Below are 22,617 nucleotides of genomic sequence, written 5' to 3'. Positions count from 1 at the left end.
AAACGGGAGGAAGATCGTGCAGCGGAAGTCGCTCTCCAGACTTCCTATTGTCACCGTCTTCCTCCTGGTTTCTTTTACCTGTAATACAGGCTTGAAAAGTGGGGTGCAGCAATTGATTCAGGTGGTAACAGGCCGCTCCGGCAGCGGCAAGACAAAAGGGATCTATGAGCTTCTCGCTCAATTGGAAAGCGACTCGGGCGTGACGGGGGATCTTGGCAACACAGTTTGGCTGATCGTACCGGAGCAGTTCACGCTTCAGGCGGAACGGGAGCTGATCAGCTATCAGAACCTGGAAGGCCTGCTCAGGGTACAGGTCCTCAGTTTTAGAAAACTGGTGGACAGGGTGCTCGAATCCACCCAGGCCAGTCAGCAGCTGTATCTGGACGAGCTTGGACGGCACATGCTGCTCAAACGCATTCTGCTGGAGTCTGCCGATCGTCTGGAAGCTTACCGGTCCGCGCACCGAAAGCCCGGATTTATAACTATGATGGGCGACTTTCTTGCTGAGCTGAAGCGATCGGGCATAGGACCGGCCAAGCTTCGGGATTCCGGTGAGGGTCTGCCCAGGCTGACCGCAGCCAAAATCAACGATATAGCACTTGTCTTTGAACGGTTTGAAGCGCTTAAATCCGGGACGCTCATGGACGAGGAGGACCGCTATGACCTGGCGGCAGAACGCGTCTCAACGCTTGCGGGCCTCGCCGGTTCTACGGTATGCATCGACGGATTTTCAGGCTTTACCGGTCAGGAGTTCAAACTGATTGAGAGCCTTTCCAGAAACTGTAAAACCTTACGAGTTGCGTTGACTTTGGATCCGGAGCATCTGACGCAGTCGGGGATTTTTTTGGCGACGGCTGAAACCTACAGGCGGCTTGAAGCCATAGCTCAGGAAACGGGCTGCGGATTTACATCAACACACATGCCAACGCCCCATGAGCCTGAAAATCCGCTCCGGCATATAGAGCAGCAGCTCTTTGAATTCCCGCAGGTCCTCTATGAAGGGGTCCCGGAGGGGATTCGCCTCATGACCTTTGATACCACCTGGGACGAGGCGGAATTTGTGGCCCTTGAAATTGGAAGGCTGGTCGCTGAGCAGGGCTGCCGCTATTCGGATGTCGCCGTAGTCAGCAATGCCCCTGAGATTTATGACGACCTTCTGACGCGGGTATTCAATCAGTATCAGATTCCAACCTTCCATGACAACCGGCGGGATATCGTAGGAAATCCCCTTGCCAGGCTGATCCTTGCCATGCTCGAAGCCTACCAGAAGGATTTTAGACTGGAACCATTGTTCAGAGGCCTCAAAACGGGTCTGACAGATCTCAAAAAAGAGGAATGGGAGCGGCTGGAGATCTTTGCCATTGAGAATGGGATCCGCGGCAAACGGTGGAAGATTCCGGTTGAGGATGCCCAGTTGGAACCTCTCAGGGAAAAGTTGGCGCATGTCATTGGAGCGTTCGAGTCGGCTTTTAAAGAAACGGATTCCGCAGCAGGTTATAGTACGGCCCTCTTTAATTGGCTCGTCAATTCCGGCGTTCGGGAGCGCTATGAAGTCCGCATGGGGGAAATTGGATCCCAAAGCGGCTTTGAAGCAGCCTTCGAGCTCATCCAGGGGTGGAATATGATCTCCGACCTCCTCGACCAGATTGTGTCGGTGTCTCCTGAAACCGCCATGAAACTGGGCGATTACAGGGCGATCCTGGAAGCTGGTTTTGCCGCCTATGAAACGGGTATGCTGCCTCAGGACTTTGATACGGTCTTGATTGGCAAAGTGGAGCACTCCCGAAGCCACCCCATCAAGGCGCTCTTTCTCGTGGGCGCTGCAGATGGGATCCTGCCCTCCAACCGGGACGGCAGCGGACTTCTCACCGAGGAAGAAAAGCTGAGCCTCCGCGCGTGTCAGCTGGACCTGAAATCCATCAGCGACTATCTCTCTATGAATGAATCCTTCTCTATCCATTTGGCCATGGCGAAGCCTTCTGAGGCGCTCTATGTGAGCTGTGCTTTTGCGGATGGCATGGGGCGGAGTTTGCGGCCGTCCTATCTGCTCGACAGGCTTGACAGTTTATTTCCTCAAATCAAAATTGAGCACCTGCGGCTGGATGAGTTGTCGCCATCTGCCCGGGCGTCCAACTACAATGCGGTGATCGCGCCTATAACCAGGCAGATTCGCGAGTGGCTGGATGGCAGACAGTCCCGGCCGGAATTGGAATGGGCTGCTATGCTGCGACATTTCGAATCCCAACCTGCCTTTGAAGCACGCGCGCGCCAGCTGAGACAAGCCTTTCACCACAACAATCGGCCTAAGCCGCTCTCTCAGGCCGCAACAGAGACGCTTTTCGGCGTGCCGCTGACCACCAGCATCTCCAGGCTGGAGCGCTTTGCCGCCTGTCCGTTTAAGCATTTCGTGGATTTTGGCCTCAGACCCGCGCGGGTGGTGCCCTATGAGGTGGATCTTCCGGAAGTGGGCCGGCTGTTCCACAGCGCAGTTGAAAGCTTTGCCCTCAGAGCTTTGGCCGATGGTCACGAGAACGCCCCCCAGACCCAGGAAGAAGTCGCAGCGCTGATCGGTCAAATCGTGGACGAAAGCGTCGAACGCCATGGCAGGTCCGTATTTGCAAACTCTGAACGGAATCGCTATGTCCTGAGGCGCGTCAAACGCACCGGGACGAGAGCGGCAATGACCATTTTGGATCACCTGGCTCACAGCCATTTTAAGCCTAAAGCCTTTGAGCTCGCTTTTTCCTCAAACCGTCCGGACAGCCTTCCTCCTATTCTGATTGAGCTGGCTGACGGACAGCGGCTATTGCTGGAAGGGCGGATCGACAGGATAGATTTGTGTGAAACGGATGAAGGCGTGGCCTTTGTACAAATAGTCGATTATAAATCCGGCGCTGAGACCCTGGATCTCTCCAAAATTCACCACGGCCTCCAGCTCCAGCTGGTCGCCTACATGGATGCGGTTCTCAATGATCCGTCGATTCTGACCGCCATGCCGCAGGTTTACCCCGGGGGTCTCTTTTACTTTAAAATAGATGACCCTATGGTTGATCTCGAAAGTGTCAGGGAAGAGGATGTCGAGCGGGAGCTCTTGAAAAAACTTAAGCTCAACGGACTTATTATAGGCGGCTCGGAGATGGCGAAGCGCCTCGATCAGACTTTGGAGTCCGAAACGAAATCTGTCAGAATTCCATTCGAACTCAAAAGAGACGGAACGCCGACTGCCGGCTCCGGCGTCCTTGAAACCTCGACCTTCGAAAGTCTCAGACGGTATGTCCGGGACAAAATAGCAGCCCTTGGCACTGAGATCTTAAAAGGGGACATAGATGTGGCGCCTTACAGGTTCGGATCGAAAACCGCCTGTGATTATTGTGATCTCATGGGCATCTGTCAGTTTGACCTGACTTACGGGGGCAACCACTACAGAAATCTGAAGAAGCTAAAAGGCACCCAGTGGATGGATGACTACGGAGCCGGGGGGAGTCAGTCCCGGGAGGAAAGCACCCTGGTCGAGCATGATAAACGGGAAGAGGAGGTGAAGTCATGAGTGGTTCAGCAGAAACTCCAAATTCGAATGGTCTGTCCGGGGCGCAGGCTTCACCTCGGAGCGCAGTCCAATCTGTCGTTCCATCCAACCCTCGGATAGAAGTCAAGTGGACCCCGGATCAGGACAGCGCGATCCGCTCCAGAAATGCGAACCTCCTGGTTTCAGCGGCTGCCGGTTCGGGGAAAACTGCCGTGCTGGTCGAACGCATCCTGCAGCTGATTGCCGAGGACAGAATCCCTATTAGAAACATGCTCATAGTGACCTTCACCAACGCGGCAGCAGGGGAAATGCGCACCCGGATTATCAGAGCCCTGTCCGCAAAACTGAGGGAGCCGGGCGCAGACGCGCTGTGGCTGAGAGAACAGCTGGAGCGCGCCGGCAGCGCCTACATCATGACGCTGCATGCCTTCTGCAACGACCTGGTCCGAAAGCACTTCTATAAAGTGGACATGGATCCGGCCTTTAGGGTTGGTGACGCAACGTTGCTCAAATCCCTGCGGGAAGAGGCGGCCATGCTGACTTTGGAGGCAGCTTACGAGGCTATGTCCCCTGACTTCAGCCAATTTATTGAAGCGTTTTCAGGCAACCGCACAGATGAAAAAATTGAAGCCCTTTTGTGGAATGTCCACGGTTTTATACAATCCCAGCCGGACCCGAAAGCCTGGCTGGTGAGCCAGACAGAGGCTTTGGAGGTTCACGAAGCGCAGGACAGCCTTTGGCTGAAAGCGCTGCTGCAGATGATTTCTGAGGAGCTGGAGGGCTTGATGGAATCTCACAGAGAAACGGAGCAGCTCTGTATGGATCCATGCGGCCCCATGGCTTATCTCCCTGCAATCCGGTCAGATCTTGAGCTGCTGGAAAATCTCATGGACAGTATGGAAGCAGGCTATGCCGCCGCCTATGAGTCACTGGCGGATCTCAAGTTTGACAAACTGAAGCCCATTCGGGGTGCGGAAGCCGAACAGGTGGACCCGGCGCTGAAAGATGCAGTCCAGGAGCGCAGAGACCTGGTTAAGGATTATATCAAGCGCCTTGGAAAGCACTTTTTCTCACAATCCCCCGACGCGCTGGATCAATCCATTCGCAGACTGCTGCCCGGAACCCGGGCGCTTTCTGAATTGGTGATCTCGCTGGAGGAAAATTACGGTTTGCTGAAGAAAGAAGCCGGGGTCATAGATTTTTATGACCTTGAGCACCTCGCCATTGATATACTCAAGGATGAGGAAATTGCCGGCATGTACAGAGACAAGTTCGACCACCTGTTTCTGGATGAGTACCAGGACTCAAACCTGGTCCAGGAGACGGTGGTCAGGGCGATCGCCAGGGAAGACAACGTCTTTCTGGTCGGCGACGTCAAGCAAAGCATATACAAGTTCAGGCTGGCGGATCCAACCCTGTTCATGGACAAACTGAACAGCTATTCCAGGGAGGAAGGGGCGAGGAACAGGATTATAGACCTCAGCGCCAACTTCCGCACCAGGCCTGAGCTGATTGAGAGAGTCAACGGCTTTTTTGAGAAGGTCATGAACCTGTCCCTGGGCGAAGTGGTTTATGACCACCACGCCCGTCTTAACCCGGGATTGTCATTTCCGAAGGAAGCGTTCCCCTCTTTGTCGTTGACATTGATTGATACAGGCAAAGCGAAATCCGGGAGTGACGCCGAGACCTCTGAAGCAGGCGCATTTGAAGCCGCCTCTGAGTCCATACCGGCGGCTGCGGCATCAGAGTCTGGCGCGGATGAAACGGATCCCGATCTTGAAGAGGCATTGTCCTACATGAAGAATGCCGAACTGGAAGCACACGTCGTTGCGGATCTGATCAAGGGTACTTTGAAAATGGACATTTACGATCCAAAATTGGGTCGAAACAGAAAGCCGGCTTTCAGAGATGTTGTCATCCTCATGCGCTCACCCAAAGCTGCCGCTGAAACCTATGTTCAGGTACTGAGCCAATATGGGCTGCCTGTCCGGGCAGATGGCGTGGGCGCCAGAATCTCCTCCTTTGAGATGCAGGCAGCCTTGAGTTTATTGAAGATTCTCGACAACAGCCGTCTGGATCTCGATCTGCTTACAGTGCTCAGATCGCCTATAGGCGGCTTTGGCACAGATGAGCTGGCGGCCATACGCGCTTTCTCTCCCCTGGGAACCTTCAGAGACGCTGTGACGCTGTTTTCAGAAGAGGGCTCCGGCGCTGAGACTGGCCTGTCCTCCAGACTGAAGGACTTTCTTTCGCGCCTTGAAGTTTGGTCGGGCTATGCTGCTTATGAGCGCGTCGGCGATTTCGTCTGGCGTCTGATGATCGAAACCGGTCTCTTGGACTACGCCCGCGCCATGCCGGAGGGAGAACTCCGGGCCAATCAGCTGATGAAGCTCGTCGAGCGTGCGGGAGACTATGAAGCGGCGCTCAGGGGAGATTTATCCGGCTTTATCAAAGTCCTCGAAGAGGGGGATGCCTCAGAGTTTAGTGCGGAGGTGCCAAAAACTCTCTCGGAGGATGAGGACTTCATCCGCATCATGAGTATCCACAAAAGTAAAGGCTTGGAATTTCCTATTGTCTTCCTGGCTGATACTGGAAAGAAATTCAATATGAGAGACACTTATGGTGATTTGCTGCTTCACAAAGATCTCGGCATTGCGCTCAAGGAAATCGATGCGGAGAAGCGAACCTACAGAACGTCGCTGCCTCAGCTGGCGATTCAGAAAGCAATAGAGCGTGAGGCACTTTCAGAGGAGCTTAGAATACTTTATGTTGCTTTGACCAGGGCAGTGGACCGCTTATATGTCACCGGGTCGACAAAATTTGTCGACAAAGCCCTCAGCAACTATGGCAGAGGCTGTCTTGCCTTTGCAATGCGCCAGGCAAAGTGTCTGCTGGACTGGATGGGGGCTTATGCTGCAGGCGAGGAGGCCTCAGAAGCTGCCCGCTGGGGGTTCAATTTGATACGAGCTGAAGACCAGATCCGCGCTCAAACTTTTGAAGCGGCCTCTGACCGCGCCTTGGACGATCTTTTGGCGCAGGCCGGAGACCATGTCCTGGATACCGCTGTTCTGCGGCGGCTGGACAGCGGGCGAACATTGAAAGAAGCTCATGGGGATCAAACTGACGCCCGGGCTTCCGCTTTGCCTTCCAAGGTGAGTGTTTCAGATCTTAAAACCCTCGAAGCTCTGGGTCAGACCCCGCTGAATCGCGCTATGACTTTAGAGGTCCTCTATAAGCCTGAACTGACAGAAACACCAAGATTTATGGCGCAGGAAAGCAGAGCGGCCATGGGTGCTGCCAGAGGCAGTGCGTTCCATACTGTACTCCAGTTTATGGACTTTTCAAAAATGGGCCAAAGAACACCGGCAGAAAGAGAATCGGTTTTCAATGAAGAAAAGCAGAGACTTGTCAGAGAAGGCAGACTGGATCAGACGCTGGCGGACGATCTTGAATGGCCGGCGCTGGCCGGCTTTTTCGACCACCCGCTCTTTCAAAGGCTCCTTGACGCGCAGGTGCTGGAACGGGAGAAGGCCTTTGTTCTAAAACGCGGCTCAGGACGAGAGTTCAGCCTGATTCAGGGCGTCGTGGATCTCTACTTTGAGGATGAACAAGGCCTGGTAGTGGTGGATTATAAAACAGACAGAGTCAGCGGTCCTGAGGCTGTGACACTGCTGAAACAGCGCTACAGCACTCAGCTTGGACTTTACGCCGAGGCGCTGGAAAAACTGACAGGGCGACGTGTGGAAGCCGCGTGGCTTTACGCCGCCCACTTAAAACAATGGATCAACATTGTACTTACAGGTCGTGAAAAGGAGGAACTCTCTTGAAATTACTTCATACCTCCGACTGGCACCTCGGCAGGCTGATCGAAACTCAGCCCCGCCTGGAGGAGCAGGCTGCCTTTTTGGAAGCCCTCATAGACATTGCGGAGCGGGAATCTGTCGACGTGGTCCTGGTCGCGGGCGACGTTTATGACACCTATAACCCCCCGGCGCGGGCAGAACGCCTGTTTTTTGAGAAAGTCAAAAAGCTGGCCGATGGTGGACGAAGACTCATAGTCATAGTGTCAGGCAACCACGACCAGCCGGTACGTCTAGGTGCGGCGGCCTCCTGGGCTGCAGAGCACGGAGTCATTTTGTGCACGGACGTCACAGACCAGTGGGAGGATCAGCAAATTGGCCGGTTCCGCATTTCAGGCAAAGGGCCAGGGGCTCTTGCCGTCTCTGTTGGGGACGACGCACTGGATCTCGCGCTGCTGCCTTTCCCCAGCGAAAGCAGACTTGGGGAGCTGATGTCGCTTTCCGGCAAAGAAGAAGAGCTGCAGCTTTCTTACTCTGAACGCGTCAAACTGTTGCTTCAGGAACGCGCCGCCCACTTTACAGACAAGACTTTTGGCGCAGTGGTCTCACATTTATTTGTGAGCGGCGGGGAGCTTTCAGACTCTGAGCGGACACTCCAGTGGGGCGGCGCTTATACGGTATTTGGCGACGCATTTCCGGAGTCAGCCAACTACGTCGCGCTGGGTCATCTCCATAAGCCCCAGTCAGTGGCTGGTCTCAAGGGCCGCGGCCGTTACAGCGGTTCGCCCCTCCAGTACAGCCGCAGCGAAACAGGCTATGCCAAGTCGGTGACGCTGATTGATACCAAGGCTGAATTGCCTCTGGAGTTTCAGGAGCATTTTATTCCCCTTTTCAAACCCATTGAAATCTGGCATGCTGGATCCTTTGAGGAGGCTGAGGACTGTCTGATCCGCCAGGCGGACAGGCAAGCTTGGGTTTATCTCGAAATTGAAACCGGACAGCCGTTGACCAATGGTGAAATCAGAAGGCTAAAGACCCTCTACCCGGATTTGCTGAGTATTGAGCCTATCTTTCCGGATCAGACGGGAAGCGTTACCGGTGAAGTATCCCTGGAGAGCATGGATGTTCATGAGTTATTCAGCCGCTATTATGAACGCGAGTATGGCGCACCGCCGGATCCGGAGCTGATGATCCGCTTTGCGTCCCTGCTGAGGTCAGAAGACACAGAGGGAGAGTCAGAGGGTGATGCAAAGGGCGGTGAGGCAGTATGAGACCGGTCAGGTTGACCATCGGCGGACTCAACAGCTTTGAGTCCACTCAGACTATTGATTTTGAGGCGCTTTCATCAAAGGGCCTGTTTGGGATATTTGGCCCGACGGGTTCAGGGAAATCGACGATCATTGACGGGATTGTGATGAGCCTCTATGGGCCGGGCAGCATGCCGAGGGGCACAAAGGATTTTATCAACACGGAATGCGACCAGGCGGAGCTGGAATTCGTGTTTCGAACGGCGATAGAAGGCGTTGTCAGGGAAATTGAGATCCGAAGGGTGTTCCGAAGGTCGGGGGAAGGCTATAGGTCCCATCAGTCGCGGCTGGTGGTACGAACCCTCGAGGGAGAGCTTCTTCAGGTTGAGGACAAGCAAAATGAAGTGAACCACAGGATCCAGGATATCCTGGGTCTGAGTGACAGCGAGTTTTTGAAGATGGTGGTGCTGCCTCAGGGGAAATTCAGCGAGTTCATACAACTGGATCCCAAGGACCGCCGAAATATGCTGCAAAATCTTTTTGGGCTGGAGATCTATGGCGACAAGCTGCTTGAGCGGCTGAAGAAGGTGCTCGGCAGGCTTCAGTCCCAGAGGGATCAGCTTGAAGGCCAGCTGGCGGCTTATGCTGATGTGGATCAGACTAAGCTGACGCTCCTGAAGGAAACGGCCGCGCATTGGGACAGGCAGACATTGGAGCTGGAGCGTGAGGTGCAGCGTCTAAAGGCGGTTTATGATGCGTTATCTCAGCAATATGACCGTCAGAAGCGGCTGCAGGTTTTAAAGGCGGCGAGCCTGCGCCATGAAAAGGCCGGGAGTGACTGCCTGAATAAAAAGAGCCGGCTGGAACTCCATGGGAAAGCGGCCGCAGCAACGGAGGCAGAGCGGCACTTCAGACAAAGCGAAAGGCTTTTTGAAGAGAGCCAGAGGTTGGAGATGTCTGCTTCTTCTGATTATGCTGCCGCGAAGGAAGCCTTCGAGTCCCATGGTGTGGCATTTAAGGATCTGGAACAGGCTTTTTTAAACCTGCCGCTTATGAAGCATGAGGCTGCGCTGGCCAAGAGCAGATGGGTACAAGGACAGGCTGTGTCTCAGCTTAAGCTGGAACATGAGAAGCATATGACTTTGGTCGAAGCTCAGCGGGTTCATTTGGAAGTGGAATGCCATAAGCTTGAGGTGCTGGATCAAGCCTTGGCAGAGTATTCTCAGAAGCTGGGGGATTTGTCTGAACTTCAGGAAAAAGAGGGTATGTCTTCGAAGGCAGCGGAAGCCTTTTTGGCAGTACAAAGCAAGTGGGACAAACGGGCTGAGGAACTGAAAAGCTTAGCGGCGGTCGAAAGATCCCTTGAGGAGAGCCAAAAGGTATTATCGCTTTTTGAGAAAACACTGGGCGAGTCTCAGGAGAAGGTCAAAGACAGTGAAGCTAAGCTGCAGACTGTCATAGAAGATATTGAGACGTTAACTGTCCGGCGTGAACAATCCAGAGATCAACAGGAGAAAACGCAGCGTCAGAGTTTAGCCCTTACTTCTGATCTGGAGACGCTGAAGGGTCATCTGCGTGATCAAATGGATGAAGAGAAGGCTTTGGAAGCGCTGAGGTCGGATCTGCATGAGAGAGCCAAGAGACTGGAGGAAAGCCGGGACCAATACAACGCGTCGCTTGCAGCCAGACTCAGAACGACATTAAATGAGGGTGATCCATGTCCGGTGTGCGGGCACCTCTATAGTCTTCATGAGACTGACCTCCGTGACGAAGCGGATCACGCATGGCTGCGCTGGTTTGAAGAAGAGGACCAGGCAATTGCGGTCCTAAGACACCAAGAGCTCCGGCTGGTGGAGAGTCTGAACAAACGTAAGGGGCTGATGGCGGTCGAGGGTGAGAACGGTCAGGAGCGCCTTGCGGCCCTCGATGCCAAAGGTGACGAGCTTACCCGGTCGCTGGAGTTGCAGCAAAAGGAACGCGCTGCGTGCGAGTTAAGGCTGGAAGCCCTGAAAAAAGATCAGGCTGCGCTTCAAAGTCAGGTTAAGGCACTTAGAGATCAGGCAGACCGGGATCTGGCACAAATGTCAGTTCAGAAACAGGCAAAAGCGGTATTGGAGTCCAAAAAAGATATGGCGCTGGAGTCTCTCCTGCAGCTGGAAAGGGCGATTCAGACTTATTTGGAGACTTGGCACGGCAGGCCTGAGTCGGCGGGATTAGTCGATGCAGGACTCGAGCAGCTTTTCGATGATCTTGCTGAGAAGAAGCTGCACTCAGAATTGCGGCTGGCCGAGATTCAAAGAATTCAGGCTGAACGCGAACGCAGGAATGAAGAGAAGATGAAGCAGCTCCAGAACGTTAATGCTTCAAGTCTTGAAAAGGAACGGCTGGTCAGCGCGCTGAAGCAAATTGAAGCAGAGCTGGACCGCCTGGCTTCAGAGATCGGAGAAGCAACAGACGTGGACGAACTGGAAAAAACCTTTAAGCGTTTAACCAGACTGATTGAAGTGACAGAGTCTGAATATCCGCTGGAGGAAGCAAAGCGAAATGCCTTAAAGACGGAAAGTGAGCGGCAAAAAAACGCTTGGATCTCTGCGGAGGCTGCTTTGAAAGCCGCTACGAATCAGCTTGAGGAAAGTCGTCAGCACTTTGAGGAAAAGTGGAAAGGTGCCGGATTTCTGGATGTGCTTCAATGGCGAGCTGCACTGCTCAATTCAGATGAGGTCGAGAGCCTGAATCAATGGATTCAAGACTATGAGGTGCAGGGGCGGACACTTAAAGAAAAAATGGAAGAATATAAGGACCTTTCTGCAGCAGCTGTGATCACTGAGGAGACAATTGCAAGCGCAGCCACTGTGTCGAGAGAAGCCCAGGAGGCATGGACACGCGCTTTGGAGGCCAGGAGTACAGCCGTGGAATCCTTGAAGGTGATGACTTTATCCCTTGAACAAAAAAAATCAGTGGAAAAGCAGCTGAGTACCTTGAAACAAGAAGCCGGTTATTTTGAAGTGCTTCAAAAACTCCTGAGGGGCAACAGATTCGTTGAATTCTTGGCTATGAACCAATTGGACTACATTTTGAAGGAAGCCTCGAGAAGGCTTATGATCATGACCGCGAATCGTTATCGTTTAGAAGTGGATTCACGGGGTAACTTTAGGATATCTGACCATCATCAGGGCGGTGTCAGCAGGGATCTGAGATCTCTGTCCGGCGGAGAGACCTTTATGGCATCTCTGGCGCTGGCGCTGGCCATGTCCTCCAGGCTGCAGCTCAGAGGCAAAATAAGGCTGGAGACCTTTTTGCTGGACGAGGGTTTTGGCAGTCTGGACGCGGCGCTGCTCGATGTTGTGATGCATTCCCTGGAGACGCTGATTGGTGACCAGCTCAGCGTAGGGCTGATCTCCCATGTAGAAGCGCTGAAAGCTAGGGTCCCGGTAAGGCTTGATGTAACACCGGCTGAGCCTGGTGTCGCCGGTACCCGTGTGCAGGTTGTTGTGAACTGATGGTCTGAAACTAACGGTTTGGATGTGATGTTATGGCGTATGACTATGAACTGGAAGTCGCCAGAAAGGCGGCTTTGGAAGCAGGGCGCGCAATTCTTGAGGTTTACTTTGAAGATATTGAAGTAATTCTGAAAAGTGATGATACGCCTGTGACGAGAGCGGATTATGCTTCCAACGCGCTCATTTTGGATAGACTGATTCACGCGTTTCCTCATCACGGCTTCCTGTCGGAGGAATCCATTGATGACCCGATCCGATTGGAAAAGGAGTATTGCTGGATTGTGGATCCGCTGGACGGCACTAAAGAATTCATCAAGAAAAATGGTGAATTTACGATAAATATAGCGTTGGCCAAAGAACGTGAGATCGTCATGGGCGTCGTCTACGCGCCGGTCAAGGAAGAACTGTTTTTCGCAATTCGCGGGGAAGGGGCCTTCATGGAAAAAGAGGGACAGGTTACCCGGCTTCATGTGTCCGAGCGATTGGTCGACTTGTATGCTTTGAAATCCAGATCCCATGAAACCATTCGCTATGCTGAGCTTCTGGCCAAACACTCAGAGCGCATTCTCGTCATTCACAGAATGGGAAGCGCTTATAAAGGCTGCCTGATCGCCCGTGGAGATTATGATATCTATTATAATTTCGGCCACACCATGGTGTGGGACACGGCACCTGTGGATCTGATCGTGACCGAGGCGGGGGGCTATTTCAGGCAGCTCGATCACTCGTTTTTCAAGTACAACACGAAGAAGATCAAGAATGACAATGGATTTTTGATTTTAAACCGCCCAGAGAATCGATTGGAATAAGAGGCTCTAAGGGAAATGCAGTGATTAATGTGCGTCCAAAATGTTGAGATACCAACATTTTGGACGTTTTTTTTGAATGCAGATAAATAGGTGGAAGCTAGTATCAGTGGCTTGGGCCTATCGACGCCTGCCCCCTCCCTTAATATTTCAATTGTCATTTTTTTAGAAGTCTTGACAAATGAGGAAGAGGTTTATATAATTAAATAAACAAATGATTACGACGTAAACAAGTGATTACAAATAATGATCTGAAGCAATTTATGAAAGCAGGTGAAGCATGACTCAGAGAGAACAAGAAATCTACCAACTTATCCGTGAAAATCCTATGGTCTCCCAGCAGGAGATTGCAGATCGACTTGGGATTCAACGGTCCTCTGTGGCGGTACACATTTCGAACCTGATCAAGAAAGGCTGGATTGCCGGAAAAGGCTACATCTTGAATACCGGTGATTATGTGGTGGTGATTGGCGGCGCGACAATGGATCTGATGGGCTTCTCGGACCGGGATTTTTTAGAGGGCGAGTCCAACCCTGGACGGACGCTGCTGTCACCTGGCGGAGTAGGGCGCAATATCGCTGAAAACCTGGCCCGCTTGGGACTTGAAGTTCACCTTATGACGGCGGTTGGTCAGGACCTCTATGGCCAGCAGCTGCTGGAACGCTGCAGAGAGGCGGGCATCGATACGCGCGCCACACTGAAAATTCCCGGAGCGTCCACTTCTCTTTATCTGGCCATGATTGAACCGGATGGGGAGATGAAGCTGGCGCTTTCGAGTATGGCGGTCATGGATCAGCTGGATGTGGAAGCGCTGCGCCGGGAGGACGCGCTGCTCAGCGGGGCGGCAGCCATCATAGCGGACACCAACCTGCCGGAAAAGACGCTGACCTATCTGATGTCTCAATATCGTCACATCCCTATTTATGTAGATCCTGTATCCGCTCCAAAATCCGAGCGGCTTAAAGGCGCCCTGGAGGGTATAGATACACTGAAACCCAACCAAAAAGAGCTGGAGGCCCTGACTGGAATGAAGACGGACACCCTCGACGCTGCGAAGAAAGCGGCGAAGGTCCTGTGTGAAAACGGTATCCGGCGTGTCGTTGTCAGCATTGGAGCCCAAGGCGCGCTTTACGCTACCCGTGAGACGGTTCAATTTTTCAGGTCGCTGCCTGTAAAATCCGCGAATGCCACAGGTGCGGGAGATGCTTTTATGGCGGGGCTCATTTACAGCGCTATCAGCAAGCTTGATGACCGCTCCGCAATGGATTGCGCCATGTCTATGGCGGAATTGACCCTTGAAAGCGCAGATGCCATTGCTCAGAATCTGAATGAAAATTTGCTGTTGAACCGACTGAATGCCCATAAAATTGAAGATCGGCTGTAAGTGAAACCCTGTAACCGGCATCAGACTAGGAGAGTCTCTGCCGAGTAGAGAAAGGAGCAAATAATATTATGAAATTGATTCCTGATATCCATCCTGAGGTGGCGGAAGCCCTTGCACTGGGCCTTCCGGTTGTCGCTCTCGAGTCCACCATTATTTCACATGGGATGCCCTATCCCCAGAACGTCCAGACTGCCCTTGAAGTTGAAGAGCAAGTCAGGGAGGCGGGGGCGATTCCTGCGACCATCGGCATCATGGGCGGTAAGCTTAAGATTGGTCTGACGCCTGAGGAAATCGAAGAATTCGGAAAGTCTGACGATGTGGTTAAGGTTTCCCGCAGAGACCTGGCAACTGTGGTGGCCAGAAAGTTGAACGGCGCTACAACCGTTGCCACGACTATGATCCTGGCTGAAATGGCAGGAATTAGAGTCTTTGCCACAGGTGGTATAGGCGGTGTCCACCGGGGCGCTTCCGAGAGCTTTGACATCTCCGCGGATTTGCAGGAGCTCGGGAAAACTAACGTGGCAGTGGTATGTGCCGGTGCCAAGTCCATTTTGGACATTGGCCTCACTCTGGAATACCTGGAGACCATGGGCGTGCCGGTGCTGGGTTATAAAACAGAAGATTTCCCCGCTTTCTACACGCGCACCAGCGGCTATCGCGTAGATGCAAAGCTGGAATCGCCGGAAGACGCAGCGGATATTTTAAGGACGAAATGGGCTCTGGGACTCACCGGAGGCGTCGTCATTGCCAATCCGATTCCGGAAGCCTTTGCCATGGATGAGGACCTGATCAACGACGCCATTGAGACTGCGCTGGAAGAGGCTGCTGCAAACCACATCCGAGGCAAAGAGTCTACCCCTTTCCTGCTTGCCAAAGTCAAGGCGCTGACGGAGGGTCAGAGCTTGGAATCCAACATTGCCTTAGTGCTGAATAACGCGAAGCTGGCTGCGGAGATCGCCAAAGCGCTGGGGCCGGTGAACGAGTTATAGGGCTGTGTGATAAGCCAAAAAAATATAAGGGACTGCCGCAACTTGATTTGACATCAGTTTGCGGCAGTCCCTCTTAGTTTGTGCTAAATGCTGGCTTTAAATGCGGACGTGAACACTGTCCTTAAAGCGGTGTATTGAAGATTTTTTCTATCATGCGTGTCAGCAAGGCATAATCCTCTCTGCAAAGGGGATTGGACTCAAGAGCCTTAAGTGCGTGGGTCATCTCCCTGTAATACCAGTACTGATCTTCCTTTGGCGCATTAAAGCTGGACCAGACAACGCTTTCATCCATTTCCTCAAGGCTGCGGGCTATGCTTTTGAGATTGCAAAGTTTATCCGCAAGAATAATGAGCTTCGCGTCCAGATTACCTGGCTGGCTGACTTTTTCAATCATAGCCTGTTTTCTGACACTCCAGGCCTGAGATTTATCATACTCTGAGCAAAAGGCGACCAGAGCGGCGACATCTGAGCCAAACTGTGCGGCCACTTCATCAAGCGTCCATATTGTGTCTTCGACGACATCATGCAGCAAGGCGGCAATGACCACGCTTTCATCCGCGCCCCACTTCGAAACCATGAGAGAGACTTCGATGGGATGCACGGCGTAGGGGTCTCCATCCAGTTTGCGGATCTGACCCTGATGTGCCTTCATGATGGTGTGAATGGCTTCATAGAGTTTCATGACATGACGCCTCCCAGTAGGTTGTCTGAATGTCCCAACCATTTTATTATACGCCTTTCAGATGAAGTTTCAAAGTTCTGAGATGGTGTATATATAAAAGAGATTCATTGGGAGGTGTCAATATGTACGCAATGGACCAAGAAGTCATTAAAACCATCCGCTTATTGTCAGCGGATGCGGTTGAAAAAGCAAATTCAGGACATCCCGGGCTTCCTATGGGCGCGGCGCCTATGGCCTATGTCCTCTGGAAGGACTTTTTGAAAGGCAGCGCCACAGACCCGCATTGGGCTGATCGCGATCGATTCGTACTTTCCGCGGGGCATGGCTCCGCGCTGCTTTACAGTCTGCTCCACCTTTTTGGCTATGAGGTCACCCTGGAGGACTTGAAGAAATTCAGACAAATTGGAAGTCTGACGCCCGGGCATCCAGAATTTGATGTGACGCCTGGGGTTGAAACGACTACCGGACCTCTGGGACAGGGCTTTGGCAATGCCGTTGGCATGGCAGTTGCTGAGATGAGGCTGGCTGAGGAATTCAATACGCAGGACTTTAATCTGGTGGACCATTATACCTATGTCTTGGCGGGTGATGGCGACCTGATGGAAGGGGTCGCCTCTGAAGCGGCTTCCCTTGCCGGGCATCTGAGGCTTGGAAAACTGATTGTCCTCTATGACGACAATGGGATTACCATTGACGGCGGTACGGAAATCACCTTTACGGAGGATGTCCTCAAGCGATTTGACGCTTATGGCTGGCACGTATTGAGAGTTGGGGACGGCAATGATTTGAAGGCTATCCATGATGCGATCCGCGAGGCGAAGCTGGATACGTCGAGACCGTCGCTGATTTCGGTGAAGACGACTATCGGCTACGGCAGTCCGAATAAGGCGGGAAAATCCGCTGCCCACGGCGCGCCGCTCGGCGCGGAGGAGCTCGCTATGACGAAGCGGCATATGGAGGCGGATCCGGATGAGTTTTTCAACGTGCCTGAAGAGGTTCTCGCCTACATGAATGACATTATTGACCGGCGAGAGATCGACCGGTTCATGTGGGAGGAAAAAGTCGAATCCTATATTCAAAATTATCCCGAAAAGGCGGCGCAGTGGAAGCAGTGGTTTGACTATGAACTGATGCATGACAGCTTTGACGCTGCGTCCTTCTACAGGCTCTTTGATAAAGCCGACGCGACGCGCAGCGTAGGCGGAGAAGTCATGAACGCGCTGGTCAGGCTGGCGCCAAACCTGATGGGGGGGTCGGCGGACCTCAACAGCTCCACGAAGACTTATCTGAAGGGCAAGGGCGACTTTGGCCGTATGAACCGCGGAGGCGCGAACATTAATTTTGGCGTCAGGGAGCATGCCATGGGCGCGATCCTGAATGGCATGGCGCTGCATGGGGGGCTGCGGGTCTTTGGTTCGACGTTCCTGGTCTTTGCCGATTATATGAAGCCTTCAATCCGCCTGTCCGCGATCATGGGCGTACCGGTGGTTTACGTCTTCACTCATGACAGTATAGCCGTCGGGGAAGACGGGCCGACACACCAGCCAATCGAGCACCTGCTGCTGCTCAGGTCTATACCGAATTTATTTGTCTATCGTCCGGCGGACGGGATCGAGACCGCTGCGAGCTGGATCGAGATTTTGAAGCGCGTCGAAGGACCTTCAGCGCTGATCTTGACGCGGCAGACCCTCGGCAGTCTCGGAGAGCGGGATCCGCAGGTCGATCGGGGGGCCTATGTGATTTTGTCTGAAGAGGGAGAAAAGCCGGAGCTGATTTTGATGGCAACGGGCTCTGAAGTGGAATTGGCCGTTAAGGCGGCTTTGAAGCTCAGGACGCTGGGAAAGGACCCGAGGGTTGTCAGCATGCCTTGTGTGGAGCAGTTTCTTGAGCAAAGCCCTGCTTATATTGAAACAGTTCTTCCGAAGGCGGTTGAGAAGCGGGTTACCATTGAGATGGGCAGAACGCTGGGCTGGGAACGGTTTGCAGGCCTTGGGGGGCTGACCATAGGCATTGACCGTTTCGGAGAGTCCGGACCGGGAGAGGCTGTCATGGCTCATTTTGGATTTACCCCGGACAAAGTGGCGGATCGGATCCTCGCGTATCTTGCCAAGTAAATACAACTTGATATATCATAGGAAACGGCTTCCAAGTGATGGCGGCCGTTTCTTTTGATGAAAAGACTGGAAATTTTCAGTCGTGTTTGGAATTTGGAGGTGTGTCGTTTGAAGTATTTCATGGCGTTCGGGCTGATTTGGCTCATATTTGAAGCCGGAAACGCGCTGAGTCGTCTGATCGAACCCATTATTTTAATCCCCGGGAGCATTCTCGGGATGCTGATGCTGTTTGTGCTGCTTATGACAGGCTTGGTGAAAATGGAATGGCTTACCCCTGTGACAGGTTTGTTCCTGAAACATATGAGCTTTTTCTTTATTCCGCTGGGCGTAGGTTTTCTTGGGGCGGTGGATTTGATCGCGCCTATCTGGATGGAGATGACGTTTCTGCTGATCCTGTCCAACCTGGCAGTGATGGTAGGCGTCGGCTGGATCGTGCAGTGGCTGGCGAAAAGAGAGAAGGTGCGCTCGTGACAGAGGTTTTATCTGAATTTCCTATATTGGCCATTGTCTGGGGTGTGACGCTCGCGGCCTATGCCTTTGGCTGGTGGGTGAGCGGACGCGTCCGTGTGTCCCTGCTCAATCCCTTCCTGATTGGGACTTTGCTGTTGATTGGCGGGATCCTGTTGTTTCAGCTTCCCAATGAGCCTTATGATCAGGCGGGCAAGACGGTGACCTGGTTCCTGGGTCCGGTGGTGGTCATGTTGGCAGTCCCGCTCTATCAGAGCCGCAAAACCCTGATGACGCATCTCCTGCCAATTTCAGCGGGCATTGCGTCGGGCATTGTGATTTCCGCGGGGACGGTTTATGGATTTTCCAAAGTCTTTGGCCTGTCGCCGGAGTTGATTGTCTCGCTGATGCCAAAGTCCATTACCAATCCCATGGCTATTGAGGTGACCAAGATGTTTGGGGGGATCACCGCCATCACCGTGGCATCGGTGATCATCACCGGAGTGTTTGGCGCTTCTGTGTCCACTGCTGTATTCAGGATAGCGCGCATTCGCAATGAAACTGCCAAGGGGATCGCCCTTGGGGCAGCTTCCCATGGGGTCGGCACCGCCAAGGCTATTGAGATCAGCAGCGAAGCAGGGGCGGCGAGCGGCCTCTCCATGGGGCTGACCGGCGTGGCGACGGTGCTGCTGGCCAGTCTGATCAGGAGTCTGCTGGGCACTTAGAGCAAGGACATTGTGCCGATGGTCGTTCAAATGACCATCGGCACATTTTTTAAATTGTGTCTGAATTGTAGTGAGTGCCTGTCACTGAAACAAACTTAGTGACAGTCACTCACTCAAAATCGGGGACGCAGACAAAAAATATTTTGTTAACTGCACTGAAAGATTTCCACAATTTTACCAGCCAATAATAAGGTCTCAAGGGACTTGTCCACAGATTTGAGAGGGCGATTTGGACGTTTGGATGACCTTGATTTTACAGCCTTAATTTGGTAGGATAAGTTCAAAGAACAAACGGTCACCGCACTCCCGCTTGAACAGGGTGGGGGATTTTTTCGGCTATAGCGTTCTATATCTAGTGTATACATTCTAAAAACATTCTACATATTGTGTTGGGAGGCTTGCCAGGACTATGATGACGAGTATTGAAAAGCGCAACGGAGAGATCGTTTTTTTTGATCGATCCAAGATTGAACAGGCAGTCTTGAAGGCGCTGGTCGCCACGCATCCCCAAAGATCGAGGAGCAGTCTGAAGAAACTTTCAGAGGTCGTGACGGACTATGTGGTCGAGGCTGCAGGAAGCCGTGCTTTTGATGGCGGGATTCCTAAAGTTGAAGAAGTTCAGGATCTCGTTGAAAACACGCTGATGTCTATAGGCGAGCACGACACGGCGCGTACCTACATCAAATACCGCTATGAACACAAGAAGATTCGTGAGGAACGCCAGTCGGTCAAGGACATCCTCAATATGTTTGACGACTACATAGGCAAGAGCGACTGGATGGTCCGCGAGAATTCCAACATGAGCTACAGTCTGCAGGGGCTGAACAACCATATTATTGCCAAGGCATCCCAGATTTTCTGGCTGCACCACGTTTATGACGAGACTATTCGAAATGCCCACGAGAACGGGGATCTGCACATTCATGACCTTGGCCTCGTGTCGACCTACTGCTGCGGGTGGAGTCTCGAAGACTTGCTGCTGAGAGGCTTCGGCGGTGTTCCGGGCAAAGTCGAGTCAGGACCGCCGAACCATTTTGAGTCGGCGCTGATGCAGGTGGTCAACTTTATCTATACGCTGCAGGGTGAAGCGGCAGGTGCTCAGGCTATTTCCAACTTCGATACGCTGCTGGCACCATTCGTACGCCACGACAACCTGGGCTATGACGACGTCTATCAGGCTATGCAGGCCTTTGTCTTCAATATGAACATCGCGACGCGCGTCGGTTTCCAGACGCCGTTCTTCAACATTACCATGGATAAGGAGGTGCCTTCCACCCATAAGGACCTCCCGGTCATCATTGGCGGGAAGCACCACTTTGACAAGGCCTACGGTGAGTATCAGGCAGAAATGGACATGATCAACATGGCGTTCTGTGAGGTCATGATGGAGGGCGACGCCAAGGGACGCGTCTTCACCTTCCCAATTCCTACCTACAACATTACCCGCTCCTGGGACTGGTCAAATCCGGTCACGGACAAGATCATGGAGATGACAGGCAAGTTTGGCATTCCGTACTTCAGCAACTTCGTCAACTCGGATCTGGATCCGGAGGATGTTCGGTCCATGTGCTGCCGGCTCAGGCTCGACAATACCGAGCTGAGGCGGCGTGGCGGCGGACTTTTCGGCGCCAATCCAAAAACGGGTTCCATTGGGGTCGTCACCATCAATATGGCGAGACTGGGCTACCTTTCCAGAGATTTCGATGAGCTCTGTGAGCGCCTGGAGCGCCTGATGGAGATCGCGAAGTCGTCGCTGGAATTGAAGCGGGACATTCTTGAAATCAATATGAAGCGGGGCCTGTATCCCTATTCCAGATACTATCTTCAGGACATTTACGAGGGACATGGCGCGTATTGGTTTAACCATTTTGCGACCATCGGCCCAAATGGGATGAATGAGTGCATTCAGAACTTCACCAAAGGCAGGGAGGACATTACGACGGAAGCCGGACGCGCAATGGCGGAGCGTGTACTGGACTTCATGAACGAAGTCCTGGTGCGGTTCCAGGTTTCAACGGGGCACCTTTACAACCTGGAGGCGAGCCCTGCTGAGGGGACGGCTTACAGATTCGCGAGACTCGACACCGCAAAATATCCTGAGATCATTACGGCCGGCAAAGACGTTCCGTATTATACCAACAGCACCCAGCTCCCGGTAGGCTACACGCCGGATCTGTTCGACGCGCTGGATCATCAGGACAGCCTTCAGACGCGCTATACCGGCGGGACGGTGTTCCACGCCTTCATCCCTGAAAAGATCGACTCGAAAGAGGCGCTCAAATCTCTGATTCACAAGGTTTCAAGCCGCTACAGGCTGCCGTATTTTACTATCACGCCGACTTTCAGCATTTGCCCGACGCACAAATACCTTCGCGGCGAGCAGAAAACCTGTCCGGAATGCGGCGAGGTCACGGAAGTCTGGTCGCGGGTCGTCGGGTATCACAGACCGGTCCAGAACTGGAACGACGGCAAGCAGCAGGAGTATGAGGAGCGCGTCGAGTTTGAGGTGGCGAACTAATGAAAACCATGGCGATCGGAGGACTCATCAAGACGACGCTGATCGACTTTCCGGGCGAGGTCGCCACGGTACTGTTTGCGACAGGATGCAACTTCAATTGCCCATACTGTCACAACAGGCCGCTGATTTTGCCATCTGCTGAGACGCTGACAAAAGGCACCGTCATGGCGCATCTGGAGAAACGGGCCGGACTGTGTGACGGCGTGGTAATCAGCGGTGGCGAGCCTACGCTGCAGCCGGGACTTGAAGCGGCAGTCGTGGAGATTCGAAAGCTGGGGTACAAGATCAAACTGGATACCAACGGAACTCGGCCGGAGGTGCTGAAACGCCTTCTCGACAAGGGGCTTCTGGATTATGTGGCCATGGATGTTAAAAGCTCAGCGGACCGCCATGAGCGTGTTACCGGCGGCAAAACGAGGGATCGGGCTGCAGTTGAGCAGAGCGTGGATTTGCTGATGGGCTCAGCGGTGGCGCACGAATTCAGGACAACGGTGGTCTTTCCGCTGCACGATTACGAAGAAGTCCGGCAGATTGGGCTGCGCGTTGCGGGAGCGGGGAGATGGGTGCTTCAAGCTTATAAGCCTGCACCTGTGATTCCTGAGGCGGAGGCCCTTGCGTCTCCGCCCATGGGAACCCTGGAAGCCTGGAAGACTCAGCTGGAGCACGACATTCCGGGTGTCAATATTGAATTGAGAACGGGTTATTAGTGAGAAAGCAAGAAAGCGAGAAAGAAAACCAGAAAGCCAAAGGTCTCCGGGACACAGTTCCGGAGGCTTTTTTATTGACGAGCGGCGGCGGACCTGAATATGAGGAAGCGGTTGTCAGCGGCTGGTGCCTATCGACTCCTATTTCCTCTTTCGAAGTATGGATATACAAATA

13 protein-coding genes are annotated in these 22,617 nt (G+C 53.1%); 12 read left to right on the top strand and 1 reads right to left on the bottom strand.

What is annotated here, in order from left to right:
* Positions 1-16: 16 nt before the first annotated feature.
* The 7 genes from OEL90_RS06835 to OEL90_RS06805 all read left to right on the top strand — a co-directional run bounded on the left by OEL90_RS06835 (position 17) and on the right by OEL90_RS06805 (position 15,252).
* On the top strand, positions 17-3,547 hold the full coding sequence (locus OEL90_RS06835; RefSeq protein WP_300687634.1) for a PD-(D/E)XK nuclease family protein: 3,531 nt from the start codon (positions 17-19) through the stop codon (positions 3,545-3,547).
* Entirely contained in the window at positions 3,544-7,353 is a 3,810-nt protein-coding gene (locus OEL90_RS06830) for a UvrD-helicase domain-containing protein (protein ID WP_300687632.1), read from the top strand. The genes OEL90_RS06835 and OEL90_RS06830 overlap by 4 nt, the downstream gene beginning before the upstream one ends.
* Positions 7,350-8,597, top strand: a complete 1,248-nt coding sequence (locus tag OEL90_RS06825) for an exonuclease SbcCD subunit D (RefSeq protein ID WP_291403948.1) — start codon at positions 7,350-7,352, stop codon at positions 8,595-8,597. Before OEL90_RS06830 ends, OEL90_RS06825 begins: the two co-directional genes overlap by 4 nt.
* Positions 8,594-12,073: an AAA family ATPase gene (locus OEL90_RS06820; RefSeq protein ID WP_300687631.1), complete on the top strand. Its 3,480-nt coding sequence runs from the start codon at positions 8,594-8,596 to the stop codon at positions 12,071-12,073. Before OEL90_RS06825 ends, OEL90_RS06820 begins: the two co-directional genes overlap by 4 nt.
* A 32-nt stretch (positions 12,074-12,105) precedes the next feature.
* Complete coding sequence (locus OEL90_RS06815) at positions 12,106-12,882, top strand: 3'(2'),5'-bisphosphate nucleotidase CysQ family protein (RefSeq protein ID WP_291403945.1); 777 nt, start codon at positions 12,106-12,108, stop codon at positions 12,880-12,882.
* 277 nt (positions 12,883-13,159) lie between these two features.
* Positions 13,160-14,263 (top strand): PfkB family carbohydrate kinase, encoded by a 1,104-nt coding sequence (locus OEL90_RS06810; protein ID WP_291403943.1) that lies wholly within the window; start codon positions 13,160-13,162, stop codon positions 14,261-14,263.
* Between the two features lie 68 nt (positions 14,264-14,331).
* Complete coding sequence (locus OEL90_RS06805) at positions 14,332-15,252, top strand: pseudouridine-5'-phosphate glycosidase (protein WP_307730896.1); 921 nt, start codon at positions 14,332-14,334, stop codon at positions 15,250-15,252.
* Positions 15,253-15,373: 121 nt separating this feature from the next.
* Here OEL90_RS06805 and OEL90_RS06800 read toward each other — a convergent pair whose 3' ends face one another.
* Positions 15,374-15,934 (bottom strand): HD domain-containing protein, encoded by a 561-nt coding sequence (locus OEL90_RS06800; RefSeq protein WP_291403941.1) that lies wholly within the window; start codon positions 15,932-15,934, stop codon positions 15,374-15,376.
* 122 nt (positions 15,935-16,056) lie between these two features.
* On the opposite strand from OEL90_RS06800, the gene tkt reads away from it, so the two are divergent.
* From tkt to OEL90_RS06775, 5 genes are all read left to right on the top strand, one after another.
* Entirely contained in the window at positions 16,057-18,048 is a 1,992-nt protein-coding gene (tkt, locus tag OEL90_RS06795) for a transketolase (protein WP_291403939.1), read from the top strand.
* 108 nt (positions 18,049-18,156) lie between these two features.
* Positions 18,157-18,519, top strand: a complete 363-nt coding sequence (locus OEL90_RS06790; RefSeq protein ID WP_300687627.1) for a CidA/LrgA family protein — start codon at positions 18,157-18,159, stop codon at positions 18,517-18,519.
* Positions 18,516-19,220 (top strand): LrgB family protein, encoded by a 705-nt coding sequence (locus tag OEL90_RS06785; RefSeq protein WP_300687626.1) that lies wholly within the window; start codon positions 18,516-18,518, stop codon positions 19,218-19,220. The genes OEL90_RS06790 and OEL90_RS06785 overlap by 4 nt, the downstream gene beginning before the upstream one ends.
* 409 nt (positions 19,221-19,629) lie before the next feature.
* The gene (locus OEL90_RS06780; RefSeq protein WP_291403934.1) at positions 19,630-21,738 is read left to right on the top strand and encodes a ribonucleoside triphosphate reductase; all 2,109 of its coding nucleotides are present in this window, start codon (positions 19,630-19,632) and stop codon (positions 21,736-21,738) included.
* On the top strand, positions 21,738-22,445 hold the full coding sequence (locus OEL90_RS06775) for an anaerobic ribonucleoside-triphosphate reductase activating protein (protein ID WP_291403932.1): 708 nt from the start codon (positions 21,738-21,740) through the stop codon (positions 22,443-22,445). The genes OEL90_RS06780 and OEL90_RS06775 overlap by 1 nt, the downstream gene beginning before the upstream one ends.
* Positions 22,446-22,617 lie beyond the last annotated feature (172 nt).

It is taken from the genome of Acidaminobacter sp., from assembly GCF_030247605.1.
Classification (GTDB): domain Bacteria; phylum Bacillota; class Clostridia; order Peptostreptococcales; family Acidaminobacteraceae; genus Acidaminobacter.
Note: the sequence above shows the minus strand (reverse complement) of the source record. Positions and strands in the feature narration are given on the sequence as shown.